The 14,857-nt window shown below is 62.9% G+C and carries 12 protein-coding genes; 6 read left to right on the forward strand and 6 right to left on the reverse strand.

Going from position 1 to position 14,857, the window contains the following annotated elements:
- Positions 1-37: 37 nt before the first annotated feature.
- Both hslO and AC07T0_RS04240 read right to left on the reverse strand, forming a co-directional pair.
- Positions 38-940 carry an Hsp33 family molecular chaperone HslO gene (gene hslO, locus AC07T0_RS04235; RefSeq protein WP_495000002.1) on the reverse strand — a complete coding sequence of 301 codons (903 nt, stop codon included), beginning with the start codon at positions 938-940 and terminating at the stop codon, positions 38-40.
- A gap of 251 nt (positions 941-1,191) precedes the next feature.
- Positions 1,192-1,596 carry an RNA-binding S4 domain-containing protein gene (locus AC07T0_RS04240; RefSeq protein ID WP_495000003.1) on the reverse strand — a complete coding sequence of 135 codons (405 nt, stop codon included), beginning with the start codon at positions 1,594-1,596 and terminating at the stop codon, positions 1,192-1,194.
- A gap of 218 nt (positions 1,597-1,814) precedes the next feature.
- Here AC07T0_RS04240 and rimB point away from each other — a divergent pair, with 218 nt between their 5' ends.
- On the forward strand, positions 1,815-2,297 hold the full coding sequence (gene rimB, locus AC07T0_RS04245; RefSeq protein WP_121141562.1) for a retropepsin-like aspartic endopeptidase RimB: 483 nt from the start codon (positions 1,815-1,817) through the stop codon (positions 2,295-2,297).
- Complete coding sequence (gene rimK / locus AC07T0_RS04250; RefSeq protein WP_040071574.1) at positions 2,294-3,199, forward strand: 30S ribosomal protein S6--L-glutamate ligase; 906 nt, start codon at positions 2,294-2,296, stop codon at positions 3,197-3,199. The genes rimB and rimK overlap by 4 nt, the downstream gene beginning before the upstream one ends.
- Before the next feature lie 3 nt (positions 3,200-3,202).
- Here the strand turns inward: rimK and AC07T0_RS04255 are convergent, their stop codons facing one another.
- Both AC07T0_RS04255 and ompR read right to left on the reverse strand, forming a co-directional pair.
- Positions 3,203-4,516, reverse strand: coding sequence for an ATP-binding protein (locus tag AC07T0_RS04255; protein ID WP_495000004.1), 1,314 nt, complete (start codon positions 4,514-4,516; stop codon positions 3,203-3,205).
- 132 nt (positions 4,517-4,648) lie between these two features.
- Complete coding sequence (gene ompR, locus AC07T0_RS04260; protein WP_100942051.1) at positions 4,649-5,389, reverse strand: osmolarity response regulator transcription factor OmpR; 741 nt, start codon at positions 5,387-5,389, stop codon at positions 4,649-4,651.
- A gap of 339 nt (positions 5,390-5,728) precedes the next feature.
- Here ompR and AC07T0_RS04265 point away from each other — a divergent pair, with 339 nt between their 5' ends.
- From AC07T0_RS04265 to gshA, 3 genes are all read left to right on the forward strand, one after another.
- Positions 5,729-8,053, forward strand: a complete 2,325-nt coding sequence (locus AC07T0_RS04265) for a Tex family protein (protein ID WP_495000005.1) — start codon at positions 5,729-5,731, stop codon at positions 8,051-8,053.
- Entirely contained in the window at positions 8,053-8,436 is a 384-nt protein-coding gene (locus tag AC07T0_RS04270) for a PaaI family thioesterase (RefSeq protein WP_495000006.1), read from the forward strand. Before AC07T0_RS04265 ends, AC07T0_RS04270 begins: the two co-directional genes overlap by 1 nt.
- A gap of 199 nt (positions 8,437-8,635) precedes the next feature.
- Positions 8,636-10,219 (forward strand): glutamate--cysteine ligase, encoded by a 1,584-nt coding sequence (gene gshA / locus AC07T0_RS04275; RefSeq protein WP_495000007.1) that lies wholly within the window; start codon positions 8,636-8,638, stop codon positions 10,217-10,219.
- A 163-nt stretch (positions 10,220-10,382) separates the two neighbouring features.
- Here gshA and argA read toward each other — a convergent pair whose 3' ends face one another.
- The gene (argA, locus tag AC07T0_RS04280) at positions 10,383-11,681 is read right to left on the reverse strand and encodes an amino-acid N-acetyltransferase (protein WP_495000008.1); all 1,299 of its coding nucleotides are present in this window, start codon (positions 11,679-11,681) and stop codon (positions 10,383-10,385) included.
- 144 nt (positions 11,682-11,825) lie between these two features.
- Positions 11,826-12,986: an acetylornithine deacetylase gene (argE, locus tag AC07T0_RS04285; RefSeq protein ID WP_495000009.1), complete on the reverse strand. Its 1,161-nt coding sequence runs from the start codon at positions 12,984-12,986 to the stop codon at positions 11,826-11,828.
- 320 nt (positions 12,987-13,306) lie between these two features.
- On the opposite strand from argE, the gene AC07T0_RS04290 reads away from it, so the two are divergent.
- Positions 13,307-14,674: a CYTH domain-containing protein gene (locus AC07T0_RS04290; protein ID WP_495000010.1), complete on the forward strand. Its 1,368-nt coding sequence runs from the start codon at positions 13,307-13,309 to the stop codon at positions 14,672-14,674.
- Positions 14,675-14,857 lie beyond the last annotated feature (183 nt).

Below are 14,857 nucleotides of genomic sequence, written 5' to 3' on the forward strand. Positions count from 1 at the left end.
TGTCGTTTGACAGGAGATTTACCTGCGCTGAAACGTTTTAGTGACGAGTATCTGACGGGGTGTCGACGCCAGCACCGGCGAACAATTGCGAAACATCAGCGGCGTCGAACAGATAACGCTGGTTGCAGAACTGGCAATCGACCTCGATCCGGCCCCCGTGCTCGACCACCAGTTGCTGGGCATCTTCCAGCCCCAGGCTGACCAGGGCATTGCCCGAACGCTCCCGCGAACAGCTGCAATGGAAACGCAGCGGCTGGAGGTCGAACAGGCGCACGCTCTCTTCGTGGTAGAGGCGGTGCAGGACGGTCTCGTTGTCCAGGCTCAGCAGTTCGTCGGCGGTCAGGGTGCTGGCCATGGCGGTCAGGTGCTGCCAGCTGGCATCGCGTTCGTCCTGCTCGCGCAGGCGGTCGGCGGGCAACTGTTGCAGCAGCATGCCACGGGCACGACGGCCGTCGGCGTGGAGCCAGAAGCGCGTGCCGACCTGCTGGGACATGACGAAGTAGTTGGTGAAACACTCCGACAGGGTTTCCCCGTCCAGGTCGACGATGCCCTGGTAGCGCTGGCCCTGGGTCGGATCGACGGTCAGGGCGAGCACACCGTTGGGCATCAGCTCGGCCAGGGTCGCATTGGCCGGGATCAGCTCCGCGTCGTAACGGGCCAGGCCACGGATTTCACGCTCGCTGGAGCATTCGATCATCAGCAGCGGCACCGGGCCGTCGGAGCGCGCCTGGAGAATCAGCAGGCCGTCGAATTTCAGGGTACCGACCAACAACGACGCGGCAGCCATCAGCTCGCCGAGCAGTTGCGCGATAGGCTCCGGGTAGGGGTGCTTGGCCAGCACCTCGGCGTAGCTGCGCTCCAGCGACACCAATTCGCCGCGGGTGTCGCTGTCATCGAAGATGAAGCGCTGGGTGTAGTCGGTGTCCGGTAGGTCTGACATAGGTATCGATTCTGGAAGTAGGAATAAGGGTGTTCTGCCCAGGGAAGTGAGCATTTTATGAACAAACGGGATTTGTACCAAGCAACATGGGGGCGAATGGCGACCAGTCAAGGGCATAAGATCCTGTAGGCCGTGCAGGGCCAGTGAGAGCGGCGGCGAATCCCGCATCGCCATCGCCGGCAAGCCGGCTCCCACAAGGACAGCCCCCGTCCGGTAAACCTCAGCGCTGCAAGCCCCTCCCGCACGGCGCCCTAGTCGGCGCCGCTGTCACGGAACTTGAACAGATCACGGCGCTGTTTCTTGCTCGGCTTGCCATCGGTGGTCAGGCCCAAGGCACCGGCCTTGCGTTGAGCCGCCGCGGCTTCGCGCTTGGCCAGGCTCTGCTCGGTTTCAGCATAGAGCGTCTGCGCTTCAGGAGCGCCGCGGCGGACCAGCGACAGCGCCTGCACCACCACGGTCCGTTCGTCGAAGCCGGTACGAATCTGGATCTCGTCGCCCACCCGCGGCTCCTTGCCCGGCTTGCAACGCTCGCCACGGCAATGCACCTTGCCGCTTTCAATCGCCGCCTTGGCCAGGGCACGGGTCTTATAGAAGCGCGCCGCCCACAACCACTTGTCCAGCCGAACCTTGTCGTCCTCTTCCGTTTTCTGCGCCACGGTCCTTCCTCAAACTGAAATATTGTCGAACTGTACTACCGTTGCTGTCGAAGCTGAATGGTCCTGGCCAGTCTAGAATGCCAGGTGATCCTGGGGGTAATTTCACAACCTGAAACAGGTCGCTGAGATAACTATCGCCATTTACCCAATATTCTGCGTGAATACCGCGATTATGGCTGCCGGGCAGCCAGCGCGCCTTTCTCCACCGGTTGAGCATTTTGAAGACATTTGACCATTTGACTGTTGTGGGTCTGCGCGAGTGGGTGGCGCTTCCAGATTTGGGAGTCGCCGGCCTGCGGGCAAAAATCGACACCGGTGCCAGCACCTCCAGCCTGCACGCCACCGAAATCGAGCCCTTCGAGCGCGACGGCGAGAAGTGGGTGCGTTTTACCGCCCACCTGGGCAGCGTGGTGCAACTGCGACACCGCCGCTGCGAAGCGCCGCTGCTGACGATGAAGACCATCAAGAGCTCCAATGGCCATGCCCAGGTGCGTTACGTGATCGCCACCACCCTGGCCCTGGGCGACCGGGTCTGGCAGGTGCAATTCACCCTCGCCTGCCGCAAGGCCATGCGTTATCGCCTGTTGCTCGGTTCCAAAGCCCTGATCGATGGCCAGTTGGTGGTCAATCCGGGACACAAATACGTTCAAGACAAGCCGGTTTTCCCGGTCACTACTACCTCTGCCACAGGTGTTGCATGAAGATCGCTGTGCTGTCGCGTAATCCGCGTCTGTATTCCACCCGTCGCCTGGTCGAGGCCGGCGTCGCCCGTGGCCATGAGATGGTGGTGGTCGACACCTTGCGCGCCTATATGAACATCGCCAGCCACAAGCCGCAGATCCACTATCGCGGCAAGCCCCTGGAAGGCTTCGACGCGGTGATCCCGCGGATCGGCGCGTCGGTGACCTTTTATGGCTGCGCGGTGCTGCGCCAGTTCGAAATGATGGGGGTGTTCCCCCTCAATGAATCGGTGGCCATCGCCCGCTCACGGGACAAGCTGCGCTCGCTGCAGTTGCTCTCGCGGCGCGGGATCGGCTTGCCGGTGACCGGTTTTGCCCACTCGCCGGACGATATTCCCGATCTGATCGCGATGGTCAATGGCGCGCCGCTGGTGATCAAGGTGCTCGAAGGCACCCAGGGTATCGGCGTGGTGCTGTGTGAAACGGCGACGGCGGCGGAGTCGGTGATCGAGGCATTCATGGGCCTGAAGCAGGACATCATGGTCCAGGAGTACATCAAGGAAGCCGGTGGCGCCGATATCCGCTGCTTCGTGGTCGGCGACAAGGTGATTGCGGCGATGAAGCGCCAGGCCAAGCCCGGTGAGTTCCGCTCCAACCTGCACCGTGGTGGCAGCGCCAGCCTGATCAAGATCACCCCGGAAGAACGCATGACCGCAATTCGCGCGGCCAAGGTAATGGGCCTGAGCGTGGCCGGGGTGGATATCCTGCGTTCCAATCACGGTCCGTTGGTGATGGAGGTGAACTCCTCGCCAGGCCTGGAAGGCATCGAAGTAACCACCGGCAAGGACGTGGCCGGGATCATCATCGAGCATATCGAGAAAAATGGTGGCCCGAACATGACTCGGACCAAGGGTAAGGGTTAAACCCTAGACCGCATCGCGGGGCAGCATCAACCCCAGCGGCAAACGAACTCGCGCTTCCAGGCCGCCGCCGGTGCGGTTGCGCAGTTCGACATTGCCGCCATGCATCGAGGCGATCCGCTTGACGATCGCCAGCCCCAAGCCTGTGCCCTTGCCGCCACGGGCTTTGTCACCCCGGGTGAAGGGGTTGAAGATCCCCTCCAGTTCCGCCGGATCGATCCCCGCACCGCGGTCCATGACGCTCAGCACCACATACGGCGCACTGCTGTCGCCCGAGACATAGGCCGCCACTTCCACGCCTTCGCCGGCATGGTGCAGGGCGTTGCCGATCAGGTTGTTCAACAGCCGCTTCATCGACACCCGGCGCAACGGGAACGGCTGGATCGGTTGCAGCCGTGTGCGCACCCGCTCTTCGCTCTGGTTGTAGGGCGCCACCACCTCGCGCACCAGTTCGCTCAGGTCGACCTCCTCCACCGATTCGTCGCGACCGTCACGGATAAAGGCGAGGAACTGGTCGAGGATGGCGTCCATGTCCTCGATATCGCGGACCATTTCGTCGCTGAGATCGTCATGGCTACCCATCAGCTCCAGCGACAGGCGCAGCCGCGTCAACGGCGTGCGCAAGTCATGGGACACCCCCGCCAGCATCAACTCCCGCTCTCGCCCCGCCTGTTCGACGTCCTCGGCCATCTGGTTGAAGGCCCGGTACACCTCGGTCATTTCGCTGGGGGTATCACTGATCGGCAGCCGTACGCTGCGCCCCTGGCCCAGTTGCCGCGCCGCATCCACCAGGCGTTTCAATGGCTGGTTGAGCTGGCTGACAAAAATCCAGGCTGACGCGGTGGAGAGCAAGCCGATGGCCAGGAACCAGCCCAACACGCTCCAGATTTTCTGCCCGCGCAGCGGATGCGGGTACAGCGGCACTTTCAACCAGCCGGCGCCCAGGCTCGGCGCCCGCACCCAGAGGGCCGGCGGCGAGTGCATGCGCAAGCGCACTTCGGTGTCGGCCCCCAGCTCAGCCTGCATCTGGCGCTGGTAGATCTCGCTGTAGGGCCAGTGCTGTTCACCTTCCGGCACCCCACCGCTGACCACCCGGATCAAGCCCGCGGCGTCGGCGATCTTGTCGCGATCGTCCTCGTCCGCCGCCCAATAGGCGCGCAGGGTCAGCGCCACGCCGTGACTGTACTGACGGTCCACCAGCACGTCTTCGTTCATCAGCAGGTACACCAGGGTCAGCGCCTTGGAGAACAGCACGACGATCAGCACCAGCCAGAGGGTACGGGCGAAGAAACTTTGGGGGAACCAGAGAGGGGTTTTCATGAGCAGCCGCTGGACACTTTGCAGAGGCGAGCGGGCGGGCTCGCATATTGCGGATTGCGACTCGCCCGGGGTTTACCCGGGCGAATCGTTCCTATCGATCAACAGGCGCCCGTCAACAGGCACCAGGCATCGTCACTTGGTCGCGGCGCCGTCCGGCACGAACACGTAACCCACGCCCCAGACGGTCTGGATATAGCGTGGCTTGGACGGGTCGGGTTCGATCATGCGGCGCAGACGGGAAATCTGCACGTCGATGGAACGCTCCAGGGCATCCCACTCACGACCACGGGCCAGGTTCATCAGCTTGTCGCGGGTCAGTGGCTCGCGGGCATGCATGACCAGCGCCTTGAGTACCGCGAACTCGCCGGTGGTGAGCATGTGCACTTCTTCGCCGCGCTTGAGTTCGCGGGTGGCGAGGGACAGTTCGTAGTCACCGAAGGTCACGCTTTCGTCTTCGCTGCCCGGTGCGCCCGGCACCGGTGCCGACTGGCGACGCAACACGGCCTTGACCCGGGCCATCAGCTCATCGGGGTTGAAGGGTTTCGCCAGGTAATCGTCGGCGCCCAGTTCCAGGCCCTTGATCCGGCTCAGCTCGTCGCCCTTGGCGGTGAGCATGATGATCGGTACCTGGTTGTTCGCCGCGCGCAGGCGACGGCAGGCGGTCAGGCCGTCTTCGCCGGGCAGCATCAGGTCGAGGACCACCAGGTTGAAAACTTCACGCGACAGCAGGCGGTCCATCTGTTCGGTGTTCGCCACTGCGCGGGCGCGATAGCCCTTGCTGGTGAAAAAACGTTCCAACAGGCTGCTCAGCCCGGGATCGTCATCAACGATGAGAATTTTTTCGCCTTCAGCAGGGTTTGCAGTGCTGCTCATTGGATGCTCCTTTGATCTCGGCACGCATTATGGGCCCAGCGGCCCTTATCCGTATCCGGTGCATTGTTAGCAGATTTTTCCTCAACTACCAGTAAACGCTCTAAAGCCCCCCGCGCCGGTGCACAATCCCCGCAAGCCCGGAACGCTGGTTATAATGCGCCGCCTCTTGTCTCAGGCAACGTCTGATCATTGCTGTGGCGTGCCGCTCTTTATTTTCCAAGGCACACAGCAATGTGCTGATTTCATGGGTCTCAAGGCTGCCTTTTGATCCCAAACCAGATTCGTCCCATGGCTTGAGAGCCTCGACGCGTCTGCTTTCACACTTTGTCAGGTGGTTTTATGGACAGCATCAACAGCCGCATCGCCGAAGAACTCGGCGTCCGCCCACAACAGGTCGAAGCGGCCGTCGCTCTACTGGATGAGGGCTCCACGGTGCCCTTCATCGCGCGCTACCGCAAGGAAGTGACCGGCAGCCTGGATGACATCCAGCTGCGGCATCTGGAAGAGCGTCTGCGCTACCTGCGAGAACTCGACGAACGGCGTATCAGCATCCTCGCCAGCATCGAAGAGCAAGGCAAGCTGACCCCGGAGCTGGCCCGCGATATCAAGCTGGCCGACACCAAGACCCGTCTCGAAGACCTTTACCTGCCGTACAAGCAGAAGCGCCGCACCAAGGGCCAGATCGCCCTCGAAGCCGGTCTCGGCGAGTTGGCGGACGGCCTGTTCAACGACCCGTCGCTGGCCCCGGAAAGCGAAGCCGCGCGCTTCGTCGACGGCGAAAAAGGCGTGGCGGACGTGAAAGCGGCACTGGAAGGCGCCAAGTACATCCTGATGGAGCGCTTCGCCGAAGACGCCGGCCTGCTCGACAAGCTGCGCAACTACCTCAAGCAGGAAGCCACCCTGAGTGCCCGGGTGATCGCCGGCAAGGAAGAAGAAGGCGCCAAGTTCCGCGACTACTTCGAACACGACGAACCGCTGAAAAGCATGCCGTCGCACCGCGCCCTGGCGATTTTCCGTGGCCGCAACGAAGGCATTCTCAGCTCCGCGCTGAAAGTCGGCGACGAGCAACCAGGCAGCATGCATCCGTGCGAAGGCATGATCGGGCAGCAGTTCGGCATCCAGAACCAGAACCGTCCCGCCGACAAATGGCTGGGCGAAGTGGTGCGCTGGACCTGGAAGGTCAAGCTCTACACCCACCTGGAAACCGACCTGCTGGGCGAGTTGCGCGACGGCGCGGAAACCGAGGCGATCAACGTGTTCGCCCACAACCTGCACGACCTGCTGCTGGCCGCGCCGGCCGGCCCGCGCGCCACCCTGGGCCTCGACCCGGGCCTGCGCACCGGTTGCAAGGTCGCGGTGGTGGACGCCACCGGCAAGCTGCTCGACCACGCCACCGTCTATCCGCACGTACCGCACAACAAGTGGGACCAGACCCTCGCCGTGCTCGCCGCCTTGTGCGCCAAGCATGCGGTGGACCTGATCGCCATCGGCAACGGTACCGCCAGCCGTGAGACCGACAAGCTGGCCGCCGAACTGATCAAGAAATACCCCGCCATGAAGATGACCAAGGTCATGGTTTCCGAAGCAGGCGCATCGGTGTACTCAGCCTCGGAACTGGCCTCCAAGGAATTCCCCGACCTGGATGTGTCGATCCGTGGCGCCGTGTCCATTGCCCGCCGCTTGCAGGACCCGCTGGCCGAACTGGTGAAGATCGACCCGAAATCCATCGGTGTCGGCCAGTACCAGCACGACGTGTCCCAGCTCAAGCTGGCCCGTGGCCTGGATGCGGTGGTGGAAGACTGCGTGAACGCCGTCGGCGTCGATGTGAACACCGCTTCGGTGGCGCTGCTGGCGCGGATTTCCGGCCTCAACCCGACCCTGGCGCAGAATATCGTCAACCACCGCGATGAAAACGGCGCGTTCAAGACCCGCGCCGCGCTGAAGAAAGTCGCCCGCCTCGGCGAGAAGACGTTCGAGCAGGCCGCCGGCTTCCTGCGGGTGATGAACGGCGACAACCCGCTGGATTCGTCCGCCGTGCACCCGGAAGCCTATCCGCTGGTGCAGCGCATCGCCGCCGAAACCGACCGCGACATCCGCTCGCTGATCGGCGATGCCAGCTTCCTCAAGCGTCTGGACCCGAAGAAGTTCACCGATGAAACCTTCGGCCTGCCCACCGTCACCGACATTCTCCAGGAACTGGAGAAACCGGGCCGCGACCCGCGTCCCGAGTTCAAGACCGCTGCGTTCCAGGACGGCGTCGAAGACCTCAAGGATCTGGAACCCGGGATGATCCTCGAAGGCGTGGTGACCAACGTCACCAATTTCGGTGCCTTCGTCGATATCGGTGTGCACCAGGACGGTCTGGTGCATATCTCGGCATTGTCCGAGAAATTCATCAAGGACCCGCGTGAAGCGGTGAAAGCCGGCGATGTGGTGAAGGTCAAGGTCATGGAAGTCGACATCCCGCGCAAACGCGTCGGCCTGTCGATGCGCATGAGCGACACCCCCGGCGAGAAAGTCGACGGTGCCCGTGGCTCGCGCCCGGGCTCGGCACCACGGCCGTCGCAGAACACCGCGCCGCGCAAGGAAAGCACGCCCGCCGCGCCAAGCAACAATGCCATGGCCTCGCTGTTCGCCAACGCCAAACAGTTGAAGAAACGCTGATGGATCTGCCTGACGGCCTCACCCAGAGCGCTTTCAGCGAGATGCTCGGCTGCCGCCCGCTACGCCTGGAAAACGGCGTGGCCGAAGTGGCCCTGACACTGGAGCCGCACCTGCGCAATCGCGGCAATGTGATGCACGGCGGGGCGATCTTCAGCCTGGTGGACATCAGCATGGGGCTGGCCTGTTCCAGCTCCCATGGTTTTGACCAGCGCAGCGTGACCATCGAGTGCAAGATCAACTACATGCGCGCGGTGTCCGAGGGCGAAGTGCTGTGCGTCGCCACGGTCATCCATCCCGGCCGCCGCACCTTGGTGGTCGAGGCCGAAGTGCGCCAAGGCGACAAACTTGTCGCGAAAGCACAAGGCACGTTCGCTGTTCTCTAGCCGCCCCTGCTCGATTTGGGTTAATTTCGACACTGTGAAAGCGGTGTCGGAATTTTTTCCAGCACCGCCTCCGACCCAGGGAGGAAGTGTCGGCGTTTTCTGATATTTACCAGGCGACCACGCCAGTTCTCAACTTCACCCTTGTAGACCGTCTTGCCCACCCCCATATTGGGGCGACCGACGCGTGAAGGAATCCAACTTGAGCGAACTTCTCAACCGCCGCCTGGCTTTGCTCGGCGAGCGCGACCACCTCTCTCTGCTCGAACAGTGCCTGCACGGCATCGAGCGTGAATGCCTGCGCGTCACCAGCGTTGCTCGCCTGGCGCAGACACCGCACCCCGAAGAGCTGGGCTCCGCACTGACCAACGAGCAAATCACCACCGACTATTCCGAGTCGCTGCTGGAGTTCATTACTCCCGCCCTGGCCGACCCGGCGGACACCCTCGCCAGCCTGGACAAGATCCATCGTTTCGCCTACAGCAAGCTCGGCAACGAGTACCTGTGGAGCCCATCGATGCCCTGCCCGCTGCCGGCCGAAGAAGATATTCCAATCGCCTATTACGGCACCTCGAATATCGGCAAACTCAAGTATGTGTACCGCCAGGGCCTGGCCCTGCGCTACGGCAAGACCATGCAGTGCATTGCCGGGATTCACTACAATTTCTCGCTGCCGGAAAACCTCTGGCCGGTGCTCAAGCAGGCCGAAGGTTTCGTCGGCAGCGACCGCGACTACCAGTCGCTGGCCTACATCGCGCTGATCCGTAACTTCCGCCGTTACAGCTGGCTGCTGATGTACCTGTTCGGTGCCTCGCCGGCCCTGGACGCCGGGTTCCTGCGCGGTCGTTCCCATTCGTTGGAACAATTCGACGCCGAGACGCTGTACCTGCCCTACGCCACCAGCCTGCGCATGAGCGACCTGGGTTACCAAAGCAACGCCCAGGCTGGCCTGACGCCGTGCTACAACGATCTGGACAGCTACATCGACAGCCTGCGTAAAGCGGTGGCCACTCCCTACGCGCCTTACGTAGAGATCGGTACGCACAAGGATGGTGAGTGGGTGCAGCTCAACACCAACATCCTGCAGATCGAAAACGAGTACTACTCCAATATTCGCCCCAAGCGCGTGACCTACACCGGCGAGCGGCCGATCCAGGCGCTGATGGCCCGTGGCGTGCAGTATGTCGAGGCGCGCTGCCTGGACATCAACCCGTTCCTGCCGACCGGCATCGATCTGACCGAAGCGCGCTTCCTTGATGCGTTCCTGTTGTATTGCGCGTTGAACGAAAGCCCGTTGTTCGCAAACAACGAGTGCGGCAACGCCACTTCGAACTTCCTCACCGTGGTCAAGGAAGGTCGGCGTCCGGGCCTGCAATTGCAGCGTCAGGGCCAACCGGTGGAGCTGAAGGAATGGGCCGCCGAGTTGCTGGAGAAGATCGCGCCGCTGGCGGCGTTGCTGGACCGCAGCCACGGTGGCGACGGCCATGGCAAGGCCTTGGACGAGCAGTTCGCCAAGGTCAAGGACCCATCCCTGACGCCATCGGCCCAGGTCCTGGCAAGCATGACCCTGCACAAGGAAAGCTTCGCGCAGTTCTCGATGCGCCAGAGCCTGGCCCATGCCGAGTTCTTCCATGGCCAGCCGTTGAGCAAGGAAGAGCAGGCCGGCTTCGAGGAGAAGGCCCGTCAGTCCCTGGTGCAACAGGCTGAGCTGGAACAGAACGAAGTGGGGGATTTCGACGTGTTTGTCGGGTCGTACCAGGCGAGCATCCTGGCGATCAGTAACTGATGCGGCGCTGCCACTGACGCTTTCGCGGGCAAGCTCCGCTTCCACAAGGTCGGTGTCGTGCACAGAAGACGCGTACGATGCAGGCCTTGTGGGAGCGGAGCTTGCCCGCGAAGAGGCCCTCAAGGCTAACAAAAGCCTCTCAGGCAAGATCCGCCCTCAAAGGTTAAAGGGCTTTTTCGAAGATCTTCGAATTACGCTGGTAGTTGTACAGCGAAGCCCGCGCACTCGGCAGCCGTTCCACGCTGCTCGGCTCGAAACCGCGCTCGCGGAACCAGTGCGCGGTACGGGTCGTCAGCACGAACAAGGTTTTCAAGCCCTGCGCCCGCGCCCGCGCCTCGATCCGCTCCAGCAATTCATCACCGCGACCGCCATGGCGATACTCCGGGTTCACCGCCAGGCACGCCAACTCCCCCGCCTCTGAATCGGCGATCTGATACAACGCCGCACAGGCGATGATCATCCCCTCGCGCTCGACCACACTGAACTGCTCGATCTCACGCTCCAACACTTCCCGCGAACGCCGCACCAGGATGCCCTGCTCTTCCAGCGGGCTGATCAGGTCGAGCAAACCGCCGACATCCTCGATGGCCGCCTCGCGCACCAGTTCGAACTGCTCCTGGGCCACCAGCGTACCGCCGCCGTCACGGGTAAACAGCTCGGTCAACAGCGCGCCATCCTCGGCATAACTGACGATATGGCTGCGCGCCACGCCGCCGCGGCAGGCCTGCGCCGCCGCATCCAGCAACTCGCCCTGGTAATCGTTGCCCAAACGCAGCAGATGCGCCGGCACCTGCTGTGGGCGCAGCTCGCGGACCAGCTTGCCATTTTCATCGATCAGGCCATGATCGGCGCCAAACAGCAGGAGCTTTTCCGCTCCCAGGTCGATGGCGGCACGGGTCGCCACGTCTTCGCAGGCCAGGTTGAAAATTTCCCCGGTGGGCGAGTAGCCCAGCGGTGACAGCAAGACAATCGAGCGCTCGTCCAGCAGGCGATTGATGCCCTTGCGGTCGACCCGGCGCACTTCGCCGGTGTGGTGATAGTCGACCCCTTCGAGCACGCCGATCGGCCGCGCCGTGACCAGGTTGCCGCTGGCGACCCGCAGCCGCGAGCCCTGCATCGGCGAAGCGGCCAGGTCCATGGACAGGCGCGCCTCGATGGCGATCCGCAGTTGGCCCACGGCATCGATCACGCATTCCAGGGTCGCCGCATCGGTAATCCGCATGCCGTGGTGGTAATGCGGGGTCAGGCCACGCGCCGCCAGGCGGCTTTCGATCTGCGGACGCGAACCGTGCACCAGCACCAGCCGCACCCCCAGGCTGTGGAGCAGCACCAGGTCGTGGACGATATTGCCGAAGTTGGGGTGTTCGACGCCGTCGCCGGGCAACATGACCACAAAGGTGCAGTCCCGGTGGGCATTGATATAGGGAGACGCATGGCGAAGCCAATTCACGTAATCGGGCATAAAACCTGAACCTGTATAAAAAACAGCCAATAAAAAATAGATGCAACGTCAAAACGCACAACGGGCTGTTGGTTATCGTCGGAACAGGCTTGGCGACACGCGCGCTCTCCTTGGTATCGGGTAAAAAGTCAGTCAGCCGCGCATTTAACGCAAGGTTGCGGCCGGGCTCAAGCAGTAATGTTGAATCAATTCACGCAGTAGATGCACGGTAGGCTGCAAACGTGACATTTCGAGGTATTCCCCCGGCTGATGCGCACAAGCGATATCGCCCGGGCCCAGGACCAGGGTTTCGCAGCCGAGGCGCTGAAGATAAGGTGCTTCGGTGCCAAATGCCACTGCCTCGGCGCGATGACCGGTAAGTTTTTCAGCAACTTGTACCAGTTCCGTGTCAGCGGCCTGTTCGAACGGCGGCACTTCGGGAAACAGCGGTGCATAGTCGATCTTCACCTGATGCCGCTGCGCCAGGGGTTCGAGCTTGGCGTGGATCGCCGCGCGCAGCAGGCTCGGGTCCATGCCCGGCAAAGGCCGCAGGTCGAATTCCAGGGAGCACTGGCCGCAGATCCGGTTGGGATTGTCGCCGCCGTGGATGCAGCCGAAGTTCAGGGTCGGCTGCGGTACGCTGAATTGCGGGTTGTTGTATTCGCGCTGCCATTGCCAGCGCAGCCCCTTGAGCTCGCCGATGACGTCGTGCATGGCCTCCAGGGCGCTATGGCCCAGGCTCGGGTCCGAGGAGTGGCCGCTGCGGCCGAGAATCTCGATGCGTTCCATCATCACGCCCTTGTGCAGGCGGATCGGCTTCAGCCCCGTGGGTTCGCCGATCACCGCGGCGCGGCCGAGCGGACGACCCGCGGCGGCCAGGGCGCGGGCGCCGGACATGGAGCTTTCTTCGTCGCAGGTGGCGAGGATCAGCAACGGCTGCTTGAACGGTTGGTCGAGCAATGGCAGCACGGCTTCGATCGCCAGGGCGAAAAAGCCCTTCATGTCGCAACTGCCCAGGCCGACCCAGCGGCCGTCAACTTCGGTCAGTTTCAGCGGGTCGGTCTGCCACAGTGCGCCATCGAACGGTACGGTGTCACTGTGCCCGGCCAGCACCAGGCCGCCGGGGCCACTGCCGAAGCTGGCGAGCAGGTTGAACTTGCCGGGGCTGACCTGCTGGATATCGCAGTTGAAGCCCAGGTCGCCGAGCCAGGTCGCCAGCAGGTCGATCACCGGCCGGTTGGACTGATCCAGGCTCGGCTGGGTACAGCTTACAGACGGGACTGCAATCAGCGCAGCGAATTGATCTTTCATCGACGGCAACGGCATGACGCTGACTCCTCGTTCACAGGACGGCCCCCGATGCACGACTCCAGGTCACACGCCATCCTGTAGGAGCCCGGCTTGCCGGCGACGACGTCCTCAAGGACAACGCCTGGCATGACGGCCTCGTCGCCGGCAAGCCGGGCTCCTACAGGGTTCGCGTGGATCTCGAAATCGATCGGCATCCGGACGAGGCTCATCATAGAGCCATCCGGCGACTGGAATAAACCGCCGCGACGCGTGTCGCCCGCTTGTCCTGTACACTGCACGGCCTAGGCAGCCCCCTTCTCCCCCCGGCTGCGCTCCCGATCCTGGATTTTCCGGCCATGCAGAAAGAAACCGAAATCAAACTCCGCGTCAGCCGCGAAACCCTCGCCGCCTTGCGCGAGCACCCGCTGCTGAAAAAACGCAACAAAAGTGGCTGGGAACGTCGCGAGCTGACCAATCAGTATTTCGACACCCCCGAGCGCGACCTGGCCAAGGCCAAGGTTGCCCTGCGCCTGCGCCGTGACGGCGAGGAAGTGATCCAGACCCTCAAGACCCGTGGCCAGAGCGTTGCCGGCCTGTCGGAGCGCAACGAGTACGACTGGCCCCTGGCCAAGGCCAAGCTCGATGTGAAAAAACTCGACGGCGAATGCTGGCCCGAAGCATTGGCTGAGCTGGACAAGAAAACCCTGAAGCCGATCTTCACCACCGATTTCGTCCGCGAACGCGCCGAAATCGCCTGGGGTCGCGGCAAGGCCAAGGTGGTGATCGAAGCCGCGCTGGACCTGGGTTTTGTCATCGCCGGCAAGCAGAAAGAGGAAATCTGCGAGCTGGAACTGGAATTGCGCGAAGGCGAACCGGCGGCGCTGCTGGAACTGGCCGCCGAACTGGCCGAGAAGCTGGCGCTGATGCCATGCGATATCAGCAAGGCCGAGCGCGGTTATCGCCTGTTCGACGCCAACAGCTATTCGCTGAGCTTGCCGGCCCCACAACTGAGCGCCGAGATGCCGCTCGACGACGCGTTCGCCGCACTCGCCTGGCACTTGCTCGGTAGCAGCCAGCGGCTGGCCGAGCAATACCGTTTCAATGGTCACTGGCGCTTGCTGCAGGACTGGGTCGCGCAGTTGATCGAGTTGCGCGCCCTGCTCGGCAGCCTCGGCCAGGCCGCGCCACGGCAATCCACCAGCGAGTTGCGCAGCGCCCTGGATGCATTGCTGGAAGACTGGCGTCCACTGGTCAGCGCCGGCCTGGAAGACGAAGACGTGCGCAAGGCCGCGCCGGAGCAATTCCTCGCAGAGCTGGAAGATGTGCGCTGGGGTCTGTTCTCGCTGAACACCTCGCGCTGGCTGCTGGCCCGGAGCTGGACCGCCGAGCGCACCACGCGCGGCAATCGCCAGGGCGCGGCACAGTTGCAGAACTGGCTGCCACGGCTGCTGGCCGAGGAAGCCACCTCGTTGCAACTGGGACGCTACCAGCAGCAACCGGAAGACCTGGCCGAACAGTTGCCGCGTATCGAACGCATCCAGGCCTGGCTGCATCTGGCCCGTGGCGTGCTCGAGCTGCCGGAGCTGGATCGCCTGTTCGGTGAAATGAACAAGTTGGCGCAACTGGCCGAGACCGACATCAGCGATGAAGTGCTGGAAGCCCGTGTGCAACAGGCGCTGACCGTGTTCCAGAGCCGTGCCTGGAAAACCTTGTTGCGTCTGTAACTCCCCCCGATATTAGCCTCGCAACTCCGGCCCACGCGACCACTGTAGGAGCCAGCTTGCTGGCGATGGCGATTTTTCAGACGACTGCGATGTCGACTATCAGATCGCATCGCCAGCAAGCTGGCGCCTACAAGTAAACGTGCCACACCCCTCGTACAGCCATGCACCGTTCGAGCCGCGACT

It is taken from the genome of Pseudomonas sp. GW821-FHT04D07 (assembly GCF_059420225.1).